6 protein-coding genes are annotated in these 11741 nt (G+C 32.4%); 2 read left to right on the top strand and 4 right to left on the bottom strand.

What is annotated here, in order from left to right; all coding sequences use genetic code 11:
- Nucleotides 1-1209: 1209 nt before the first annotated feature.
- From mnmG to M4I21_RS15790, 3 genes are read right to left on the bottom strand one after another with little or no spacing between them, the layout of a single operon-like run.
- Nucleotides 1210-3078 carry a tRNA uridine-5-carboxymethylaminomethyl(34) synthesis enzyme MnmG gene (mnmG, locus tag M4I21_RS15800; protein ID WP_249560197.1) on the bottom strand — a complete coding sequence of 623 codons (1869 nt, stop codon included), beginning with the start codon at nucleotides 3076-3078 and terminating at the stop codon, nucleotides 1210-1212.
- Between the two features lie 4 nt (nucleotides 3079-3082).
- On the bottom strand, nucleotides 3083-3502 hold the full coding sequence (gene ybeY, locus M4I21_RS15795) for an rRNA maturation RNase YbeY (protein WP_249560196.1): 420 nt from the start codon (nucleotides 3500-3502) through the stop codon (nucleotides 3083-3085).
- Complete coding sequence (locus M4I21_RS15790; RefSeq protein WP_249560195.1) at nucleotides 3495-6953, bottom strand: hypothetical protein; 3459 nt, start codon at nucleotides 6951-6953, stop codon at nucleotides 3495-3497. The genes ybeY and M4I21_RS15790 overlap by 8 nt, the downstream gene beginning before the upstream one ends.
- Before the next feature lie 130 nt (nucleotides 6954-7083).
- Between M4I21_RS15790 and gltX the strand changes: the two genes are divergently transcribed.
- Together gltX and M4I21_RS15780 are read left to right on the top strand one after the other, a co-directional pair.
- Entirely contained in the window at nucleotides 7084-8595 is a 1512-nt protein-coding gene (gene gltX / locus M4I21_RS15785; RefSeq protein ID WP_249560194.1) for a glutamate--tRNA ligase, read from the top strand.
- A 149-nt stretch (nucleotides 8596-8744) separates the two neighbouring features.
- Nucleotides 8745-9698, top strand: coding sequence for an SPFH domain-containing protein (locus M4I21_RS15780; protein WP_249560193.1), 954 nt, complete (start codon nucleotides 8745-8747; stop codon nucleotides 9696-9698).
- A 280-nt stretch (nucleotides 9699-9978) separates the two neighbouring features.
- On the opposite strand, the gene M4I21_RS15775 is transcribed toward M4I21_RS15780, so the two are convergent.
- The gene (locus M4I21_RS15775) at nucleotides 9979-11664 is read right to left on the bottom strand and encodes a glutamine--tRNA ligase/YqeY domain fusion protein (RefSeq protein ID WP_249560192.1); all 1686 of its coding nucleotides are present in this window, start codon (nucleotides 11662-11664) and stop codon (nucleotides 9979-9981) included.
- Nucleotides 11665-11741: the final 77 nt, after the last annotated feature.

Below are 11741 nucleotides of genomic sequence, written 5' to 3'. Positions count from 1 at the left end.
AGAAAGTAGAAAGTAGAAAGTAGAAAGTAGAAAGTAGAAAGTAGAAAGTAGAAAGTAGAAAGTAGAAAGTAGAAAGTAGAAAGTAGAAAAATTAAATTATCAGAAATAAGAACCAAAATTAAATCGAAAAAATAAACATAAATAATTGAACTTTTTTAGACACTACCCTACTCATTCAAATTTAAAAATAATACCTCTTTTATATTTTTTAGCGCCACAAAAAAAGACGGTAACAGAAAATTAAAAGTTAGATAAAAAGTGAATTTTAAAATCGAATTTAGAAAATTAAATGAAGTAAAATTTAAATATAAAACTGAAACAAAACCTTGAATTAAAGTTTACAAAACAAAAATGAAAAGCTTAAAAAAATGAGTCGCAAAACAGATACACAATTTTGTTTCAGAAATTAATTTTCAAGAAAAATGAAATGAAAAAAGTATTAAAAAAATGAGATTTTAAAAATCAAAAAAGAATAGAAACTGAAGAATAAATTCAGTTAAAAAAAACATTAAAAATGAAAAATTGTAGACAAAAACGGATTTAGAAAAATGATAAATTTTATGAATTAAAAAAAATAAATTTTTCAATAAAAATGAAAATTTAAAAAGCACCTAGACTCAAAAATTAATTAAAAAATAAGGCTCAAAAAAATGAAAATAATTCCTCTTTTAAAATTCAAATCAAGTTAAAAAATAAGAAAAACTAAAACACCATTTTTAGTCCATAATTTTAAAATATTGGACTCAAAAAAGGACCCAAAAAATGAAACTTAAAAACTCTCTCTTTCACTTTTAAATTAAAAACAGAAATCCGAAAAAAACGCAAAAAAGGAACTCTACAATTTAAAACCAAAATTAGATTTCAGATTAAAATTAAAAAATTACAAAGGCATAAACTATCCAGTAAAAAAAATAAAAATGCGATATCTGGATTTTAAAAATAAGATTCCGAAAAGAAAAACTACAAGCGCTACAAAGAGAAAAAAATTCAAAATAAAAAGAGTAAAAAAACAGACTTAGGCGACAGTCATAATTCCGACTTTAAAGCAAAAACACAAAAGATAAAACTTATATTAAGGAGACAATAAAAAGAACTACATAGCCGTTTTATAGCTATGAAAAAATAGTGAAACCAAGACATACCAAAAGCAAAAAACCCAATTGTTCCACGTGGAACAATTGGGTAAATTCTTTATTATATATACTTAAACTACCTACCCATAAAGACAAGTAATACACTAATATCACTTGGCGAAACTCCACTAATCCTAGATGCTTGTGAAATAGTTACAGGCCTTATAGCCTCTAGCTTTTCACGTGCTTCATAAGATAATGACTTTAATAATCTATAGTCAAAATTATCTGGAATTTTAATATTCTCTAAGCGCTGTAGCTTATCCGCATTGTTCTTTTCTTTAGCAATGTAACCAGCATATTTAACCTGAATTTCCGTCTGTTCCATCACCTCTCTATCTATATCTTCCTCCTTAATAAAGTCGGCTACAGATTTTAAATTACGCATATGATCCATAGTTACGTTTGGCCTAGAAAAGCTCTTAAACATCTTGTGAGATTGTTTAACTGGAGCCGAATTTACAGATTCTAAAATAGGATTTATATCTTCTGGAACTACACTAGTTTCTCTAAAAAAGTTTACAAAAGCATCAGATTTCTTAAGCTTTTCTTCCATTCGTTTTAAGCGAGAATCAGAAGCTAAACCAATTTTATGACCCATTGGAGTAAGCCTAATATCAGCATTATCTTGTCGTAACAATGTTCTATATTCTGCTCTAGAAGTAAACATTCTGTATGGTTCTTCTGTACCTTTAGTAATCAAATCATCTATTAAAACACCTATATAAGCCTCATCTCTATTTAGTATTAATGGGCTTTCTTCTTTCACTTTTAAGTGTGCATTTATACCTGCCATTAAACCTTGACTTGCTGCTTCCTCATACCCCGTTGTACCATTAATTTGACCAGCAAAATATAGGTTATTTATAAGCTTAGTTTCCAAGGTATGTTTTAATTGTGTGGGCGGAAAATAGTCGTATTCTATAGCATAACCTGGTCTAAAAAACTTAACATTTTCGAACCCAACTACAGAACGCAAAGCCTTAAATTGAACGTCTTCTGGTAGCGATGTAGAGAAGCCATTTACATACACTTCTACTGTGTCCCATCCCTCCGGTTCTACAAATAATTGATGCTTATCCTTGTCTGCAAATCTGTTAATTTTATCCTCAATTGATGGACAATATCGTGGTCCTAAACTTTTAATTCTACCATTAAACATCGGAGATCTATCAAAACCTTCTCGCAATAAATCGTGTACCAAAGTACTCGTATGCGTCATATGGCAATCTCTCTGATGCGCTAAAGCTTTGGTATTTGTATAGCTAAATTTCTCTGGAATATCATCCCCAGGTTGCACTATCATTTTAGAATAATCTAAGGATCTACCGTCTACTCTAGGAGGTGTTCCGGTCTTCATTCTACCACTTTCAAAACCTAAATCTACTAGTTGTTCTGTGATACCTGTAGCTGCTTTTTCACCTGCTCTACCACCACCTAATTGGCGTTCTCCAATGTGAATTAACCCATTTAAAAACGTACCATTTGTTAACACAACCGACTTAGATCTTATCTCAATTCCTAAGGAAGTCCTTACCCCACATACCTTATCTCCTTCTATAATTAGACTGGAAACCATCTCTTGATAAAAGTCACAATTGGGTGTTCTTTCCAATGCTAAACGCCATTCCTCTGCAAAACGCATACGGTCGTTTTGCGTTCTTGGGCTCCACATTGCAGGACCTTTGGACTTATTAAGCATCTTAAATTGTATGGCAGATTTATCAGAAATAATTCCACTATACCCACCCAAAGCATCAATTTCTCTTACTATTTGGCCTTTAGCAATACCTCCCATAGCAGGGTTGCAGGACATTTGCCCAATAGTTTGCAGGTTCATAGTAACCAACAGGGTTTTAGAACCCAAATTAGCTGCAGCCGCTGCTGCTTCAGAACCAGCGTGACCGGCACCTACTACAATAACATCGTATTCTTTATCAAACATAACTTTAATGTTCCACGTGGAACAATTTAATTTTTTCTTCTTCTTTACTCCTCATTAGAGCAGCTTCTTCCGTAGATTTATCTTTATAACCACATAAATGTAGTATACCATGAGCCATAACCCTAAGCAATTCTTGACTAAAATCTACCTTAAAATCCACTGCATTCTCTTTAACTCTGTCTACTGAAATGTAGATATCTGACCCAATTAGCTTACCATCCGTATAGTCAAACGTGATGATATCTGTATAGGTATCGTGATCTAAGTACTGCTGATTAATACTTAATAGGTATGCATCGTCACAAAAAATGTAATTAATATCACCTACTAAATGCTCCTCAGAAGCTATAATCCTATTAATCCAATCGATATACCTGGTATTATCTTCTAGACTAAATTCTGTTTCATAATGAAAATCAATCATTTGCTTTAAAATAACGTTGCACTTTATTTTGGAAAATTTGCTGCAAAGGTAGTGCTTGTCTATTTAAAATTTCTATTTCATTACGATAATTCTCCAATGCTTCAGGCTTAGTCGTAATAGGATTCTTAAACTTATTTTTAGCCCTATTCGCTTCTCTTGTACTCTTTTCTCCTTGCTTTAAAGAAGCATTTTCTAACTTTAAGAGCTGGTGTTGTATGTTATTAGCCTTGTCTTGAGTCCTATTTGTTATGCCATTTTCTAGTAAATCGTTCTCAAAATCTTCCATTTGTTGTAACAATTTCTTAGCTAAATCTTGGTCTTCTTTAGCAATCATATCATTTAATTGCTTCTCTAATTCCTGTCTAATGGTTTGTTGTTGCTTGTATATTTCAAATATTTCTTGTAATTCCTCCTCAGATTGTCCACCGGGTTGACCACCTTTACCTTCTCCATTTTCACCAGTAGAACCTTTAGAACCAGCTTTGCCCCCTTCTCCATTTTCTCCAGATTCACCCTTTTTACCACCTTCACCCTCTTTTCCTTGCTCGCCAGATTTACCTTTTTCACCCTTAGCACCCGGTTTACCCTCGCTTCCTTTTTTACCTTCACCTGGTTTTTTTCCTTCAGAAGACTTCGGTTCACCCATCTTCTTTTTAAGACTGTTTTGAGCTTTAATTATATCCGGCAATTGAAAACCTTGACCCTTTCCTTGTCCTTTCCCCGCACCAGATTTCATACTCTGATTCATATTATCAAGCAAATTAGCCAAGAAGTCGGCTAAACTATTAGACGCATTAAGCACATACTTTTGGTTAGCTGTAGCCAAGAAAGACCTGTTTTCTGCAAGTTGCTCAAGAGATTTATCAAGATTATAATACACTTCTGTTATATCTTTATTTACCTTTTCTGATATCTCTGCCTGACGTAAAGACAATGCAAAAATACTATCATCCACGTGCTCAAACATTGTTCTTAACTCCTTTTGGCGTTTAATTGTGGTTGAAAACTTAGAAACTTCTTCGTCTCTAGAGCTAATATCCTGGTACAACTGCTCCTGCTTAAAAGAAAAAATAACCAAATTTTCTAGAATCTGACGCAACATTTCAGCGTCTTCAGTAATAGAGTCTCCACCACCCCCAGCTGCAGATTGTTGCATTTTTTCACTCATCTGTTTCATCTTCTCAGCAGCGGACTTCTGTTTTTTAGCAGCTTTATTGCCAGGTTTACTATCAGACTTAGAAGAATTATCACTACCCTTTTCCTTATTTAACTCATCTAAAGCATCATTCTGGTCTTGTTTAACGTCATCTTCTTTGGTCTTATCAGAATTAATGTCAAGTGGTTTCTGTAATTTTTTATTGTCTTTCTTTAGCTCTTCAAGCTCCTTAGTAAACGCATCAAAGTCCTTATTAAGTTTTTCTTGCTCCTCTCTTTCCTTTGTTTTGTCCTGTTTTTTGTCCGCTAACACTTCCTGCTCCTTAGCTAATTTCTCTAAATCTTGGCTTAGTTGAGCCAATTTTTCAGTTACATAGTACTTTTTAGTAAGTTCAAGCAACTGTTCTAAGTTACGTTCACTGTTTTTCTGGCTCTTAGCCAGCTCTTCCAAACGCTTTGTTAATTCAGATTTATTAATTTTATCAGCTACTTTATTCAATTCTTCAAGCAGTTTCTGATTCTTTTTTGCTTCTTTCTCCTGACGCTCTAGCCTTTCTTGTAATAATTTATTCTGTTTATCGTCTGTATTATTCTTATCTAAATTCTCTTTTAGCTGCTTGCTAAACTTCTCCATCATCTGTTCTTGCTGAACTTGCTTTTGTAGATAGTCTTTAACTTCAGACTGTTCGGTATAATTTAAAACAGATTTCTCTTTTTGCTTGGTGTTTAAATCATCTAATTTCTCTTTCTGTTCCTTAAACTTCTCTAAGGAATTATCCAAGTTGTCCAACAGCTGTTGTTGTTGCTTTAAATCGTTGTTTTTAAGGGCATTATCATCTAGCAAAACAGTGCTAAACACTTGACTTTTAATACTTTTGCCATTATGAATAGCATCATTATCTGTTGCTACAAAGTAGAAATTATAGTTGGTATTTGATTCTAAATTTAGTCCAGAAGGAAAGGTATAGTAGAACTGAGCAACGTTACTTTTAGGAACATTTAATGTAATACTTTGTTTATTATTAGAGTTGTTTTCTGGATAACAAACCAATTTTATACTTATTAGTTTATTATCATCAGACGCATTACCGGCATAATATAAAACATTTGGATTAAGAGAGTCCTTAACCTGTGTAACATTAATAGTTGGGTTTGCGTCTTTTAAAACAGTGAAACGGTATGCAAGTTTTTCAAAATTAGTAACATTCCGGTTAGATGTGCCTATTGTATAATCTAGATTATTATAAACTTTTTTAGATAATTGATAACTTCCATCAGCCTTAGAAAATAAAACAGTTGTGTCTTTTGTTTCTAATGATATAGTGCTAATATGCTCTCCCTTAATAGTCCAACTAACATTTGTACCCTCAGGAAACGTAGCATTACCCGTACTTTTTAAGACTTCAGGCTTACGATTTAAATAGTTTGGGTAAGTTAATTTAAGACTAAAATCTTCTAATAATGGAACAGCCAATACTTCTAAATTGTATTCTTTAGACGTTACATTGTTCGCTTTAAAGTAAAAAGAAACATTTTTACTTGGCGCAGTAACGGTGTATTCAAAAAATCCATTATTTTCTTGTAAAAAAAGTTCCTTATCATCTATAATAATAGCAACGTTTTCTGGTTTAACTTCTCCTTTAGTACTTAATTGTAACGTAATACTTTCTCCTTTTAAAACCGTTAGTTCGGAATTGTTTAAGAAAAAAGAAAAAGGTGCGGGTTGCTCAAAGGCCATTTGATAGTTAACTACCCTATCATAAGAACCAAAAAAAGAACTTAAGTTACCTGACAGCCAAATAAATACCATTAACAAAACAGGTATAGCTAAGTATTTTAAATATTTAAAATTGTCCTTTAAATTGATAGCTTTAACAAAAGGAATGGTATCCATTGCATTAGACCGCTGTACTATACTAGCCAAAAGAAGTTCTGACTTATTAGGATCGTCCGCTAAATCTAATAAATTATACAATTTATCGCCTACCTCCGGAAAATGTTTACCTATTAATAATGAAGCTTCTTTATTAGTAATACCTTTTCTAAGCTGAAATAAATAAAAAATAGGTGTTACTATATAGGTATACAATAGGTATACTGTAACTAGAATTAAACATAAAAAAAGTATTAATCTACCTGTAGAATTAAACCATAGCAAGTATTCTAAGCCTAATATTACTAAGAAAGTAAGTAAACCAAAGCTTAAAAAAAGAAGAAATCCTTTAAGTAAAGTCTTGGCATAATACCGCTTAGTAAAGGCCCTTAATTTTATTAAAATATGGTCTAAACTATTCAAAATGGATAATATTTAATACCAAGATACCTACAGTTTAAGAAAAATTTAGAAAAAAATTGTTAAAAAGTGACTATAACACTTTAATAGGACAAATAAGTAACTGTATCTTTGCCCTTTTAATAACAAATTTATGAGTTCTAAAGTAAGAGTACGTTTTGCTCCTAGTCCTACCGGACCACTACATATTGGTGGTGTCCGTACTGCCCTATTTAACTACCTTTTTGCCAAAAAAAATGGTGGTGAATTTATTTTAAGGATAGAAGACACAGATCAAAACCGTTATGTAGAAGGTGCTGAGCAATATATAATTGACAGTTTAAACTGGTGCGGAATTGGATTTGACGAAGGTCCTGGTAAAGAAGGAAAGTTTGGTCCTTACAGACAGAGCGAGCGTAAACATTTGTATAAAAAATATGCCGACGATTTAATAGAAAGTGGTAATGCATATTATGCTTTTGATTCGGCAGAAAATTTAGATGAGCATAGAAAAAACCATGAGGCAGAGGGTAAAACCTTTATTTACAACTGGCACAACCGTTTAAAACTAAGCAACTCTCTTTCTCTTACAAAAGAAGAAGTTGAAGCTAAATTAGCTGCCAATGAGGCATTTGTAATTCGTTTTAAAAGTCCAGAAAATCAAAAATTAGAGTTAAAAGATAGTATACGTGGTACTATTCATATAGATACTAATGTGTTAGATGATAAAGTTCTTTTTAAGAGTGATGGTATGCCTACCTATCACTTGGCAAATATTGTCGATGATCATTTAATGGAAATTACACACGTTATACGTGGCGAAGAATGGTTACCATCTTTAGCATTACACAAGCAATTGTATGATGCTTTTGGTTGGCAAGCACCAGAATTTGCACATTTACCACTAATTATGAAGCCTGTAGGTAAAGGAAAATTAAGTAAGCGTGATGGTGAAAAACTTGGTTTCCCAGTGTTTCCGCTATCATGGAACGAGTCTGTAGGATATAAAGAAGAAGGTTATTTTCCTGAAGCTGTTGTTAACTTTTTAGCCTTACTAGGTTGGAATCCAGGAACTGAACAAGAATTATTTAGCTTAGAAGAGCTTATAAAGGAATTTTCTTTAGAACGAGTAAACAAATCTGGCGCACGTTTTGATCCAGATAAAACCAAATGGTATAATACACAATATTTACAAGCTAAATCTGATGCTGAAATAGCAAGCCTATTTATGCCTGTAGTTCTAAGTAACGTTAAAGAAAGTCACAAATTAGCAACTACAAAAACTGTAGAACGCTTGGTTGCGCTACTAAAAGAGAGAGCAACTTTTGTAAAAGACATATGGGATTTAGCAGATTACTTTTACATTGCTCCGACAGAATATGCAGAAAAAGGAGTTAAAAAACAATGGAAAGAAGGAACCTCTGACATTTTAAACCAGTTGCTATCCGTTCTAGAACCAATAACAGACTTTAGTTCTGAAAACACAGAAACTATTGTAAAACAATGGATTACAGATAAAGAATTATCCTTTGGAAAAGTTATGCCACCTTTAAGGCTCCTATTAGTTGGTGATATGAAAGGACCACATGTATTTGACATTACAGAAATACTTGGAAAAGAAGAAACAATAACAAGAATAAAGACAGCTATTGAAAAATTAGGCTAGTCTACACACCAGTTTATTAAAAGCTAAAAACGTTTAATTACGCTTGTAGCTTTTTTTTTATAAAAATGTAACATATCCCCTATTTTAGCTACATATATATGTACAGTATTTGTACATTTAAAACATAAACCTAAAAACGAAAAAAAATTATGGGAGATTATTTATTTATACCACTACTAGTATTTTTGGTATTTGTTATTTTTTCTGCAGCTTTCTCTGTAAAACAACAAACTGCGGCTATTGTAGAAACCTTTGGTAAATTTAGTAGTATTAGACAATCTGGTCTACATTTTAAAATACCATTTGTACAAAGAATTTCAGGAAGATTAAGTTTAAAAATTCAGCAGTTAGATGTAATTATTGAAACAAAAACACTAGATGACGTTTTTGTAAAATTGAAAGTTTCTGTACAATACAAAGTAATAAAAGATAAAGTTTACGATGCATTTTACAAATTAGACTATCCGCATGACCAAATAACATCTTATGTATTTGATGTTGTACGTGCAGAAGTTCCTAAAATGAAATTAGATGATGTTTTTGTAAAAAAAGATGATATTGCTTTGGCTGTAAAAGCTGAATTAAATGATGCTATGATGGATTATGGTTTTGATATTATTAGAACTTTAGTAACTGATATTGATCCAGATCCACAAGTAAAAATTGCAATGAACCGTATTAATGCTGCCGATAGAGAAAAAACTGCTGCACAATATGAAGGTGATGCTGCACGTATTTTAATTGTAGAAAAAGCAAAAGCTGAAGCAGAAAGTAAGCGTTTACAAGGTCAAGGTATTGCCGATCAACGTAGAGAAATTGCTCGTGGTTTAGAAGAATCTGTAGAAGTACTAAATAAAGTTGGTATAAATTCTCAAGAAGCTTCTGCCCTAATTGTAGTTACTCAGCATTATGATACTTTACAATCTATTGGACAAGAAACAAATAGTAATTTAATTTTATTACCAAACTCGCCACAAGCTGGTAGCCAAATGTTAAATGATATGGTTGCTTCCTTTACAGCAAGTAATATGATTGGTGAAAATATGAAAAAAGCCAACAACACAGGTAAAACTAAAAAGTTAGACAAACCAAAAAATGACTAATTTTTAAGTACGAGTTTTAAAATCAAAAAATCCGATAGAAATTAAGTTTTCTATCGGATTTTTTTATGCTTTACAGTTTTCTAAAGTTAATAGTTCAACAAGACAAAAAATTAGGCACTAAAAAGGGCAAAATCTATTTTAAAGGCAAGCATTTAATAATATAAACACGACTCTTATAATCACCCTTCTGTTTTTTAAAACCCCATTAAAAAGCCTTAAAAAAAGCCGTTTTTAATAGAAAATACCAATTGTTTTTCAATTAACATCAATAAACCTTATACTACTTTTTTTCAGCAATTTTTGCCCAAGAATCTCTTAAACCAACCGTTTTATTAAAAACTAAGTTTTCAGGAGTACTATCAGTATCAATATTAAAATAACCCATTCTCTGGAACTGAAAACCATCTCCCACTTTTGCTTCTTTTAAACTTGGCTCAACAAAACCTTTTATCACTTCTAAAGAATCTGGATTTATAAATTCCATAAAATCTTTGTCTTTATGTGTATCCGGACTTTCATCTGTAAATAATCTATCGTATAATCTAATTTCAGATTCAATAGCATGTGTAACAGATACCCAATGTAAAGTACCTTTTACTTTACGCAAGCTTTCTTCTGTACCACTTCCACTCTTACTTTTTGTATCATACGTACATTGAATTTCAGTAATATTCCCATCGGTATCTTTTGTACAAGATTCCGCCTTAATAATGTAACCACCTTTTAAACGTACCTCTCCTCCTAATTTTAATCTAAAGAATTTTTTATTAGCCTCTTCCTTAAAATCGGCTTTTTCGATATAAATTTCTCTAGAAAAAGGAATTTCTCTACTACCAGATTCTGTATCTTCAGGATTATTTTCTATCTCTAACCACTCTTCTTGGCCTTCTGGATAGTTCGTAATTACCACTTTTACAGGGTCTAAGACACCCATAACACGCGTAGTAATTTTATTTAAATGCTCACGAACGTGAAACTCTAATAAAGAAACATCTATTAAATTATCCCTTTTTGCTATACCAATGGTATCCGCAAAATTACGAATAGATTCAGGTGTAAATCCTCTTCTTCGCATACCAGAAATAGTTGGCATTCTTGGATCGTCCCAAGATGTTACAACACCTTCTTGAACTAATTTTAGTAGTTTTCTTTTACTAACAATAGTATGACTAAGGTTACGTCTGGCAAATTCTCTTTGTTTTGGTCGCGTCTTCTTAGTATCGTAAACTTGGTCTAAAAACCAATCATACAATTCTCTATGCATAGCAAACTCTAATGTACAAAAAGAGTGAGAAACTTGTTCTAGGTAATCGCTTTCTCCATGTGTCCAATCGTACATAGGATAAATACACCAATCGGTATTTGTTCTATGGTGTGCTTTGTGTAAAATACGGTACATAAGAGGGTCACGCATTAGCATATTAGAAGAAGCCATATCTATTTTAGCACGTAAAACGTGTTCACCTTCTTTAAATTCGCCATTTTTCATACGGTTAAAAAGATCAAGGTTTTCCTCTACAGATCTATCTCTAAACGGACTAGCAACACCTACCGTTGTTGGCGTACCTTTTTGTTCTGCCATTAGATCAGAAGATTGACTATCTACATATGCCTTACCTTCTCTTATAAGAAAAATTGCCCAATCGTACAACTTCTGAAAATAATCTGAAGCAAAGCACTCGTGGTCCCATTTATAACCCAACCAGGCTACATCCTTCTTAATTGCATCTACATATTCTTGTTCCTCCTTAGCAGGATTTGTATCGTCAAAACGCAGATTTACAGGTGCGTTATAACGCAAACCAAGACCAAAATTTAAGCAAATAGAACTAGCGTGTCCTATATGTAAATAGCCATTAGGTTCTGGCGGAAAACGAAAACGTAAATCCTCTTTTGAGAAACCATTTTTCAGGTCTTCCTCGATAATGTGCTCTATAAAATTTAATGATTTTTCGCCTTCACTCATAGGATAAAATTAAGCTGTAAAGGTACAAAATAAGATTAATTCTAGTGCTTAAAAATTCGGTCACCATACAATAACCC

The organism is Cellulophaga sp. 20_2_10 (genome assembly GCF_023476645.1).
GTDB lineage: Bacteria > Bacteroidota > Bacteroidia > Flavobacteriales > Flavobacteriaceae > Cellulophaga.
Note: the sequence above shows the minus strand (reverse complement) of the source record. Positions and strands in the feature narration are given on the sequence as shown.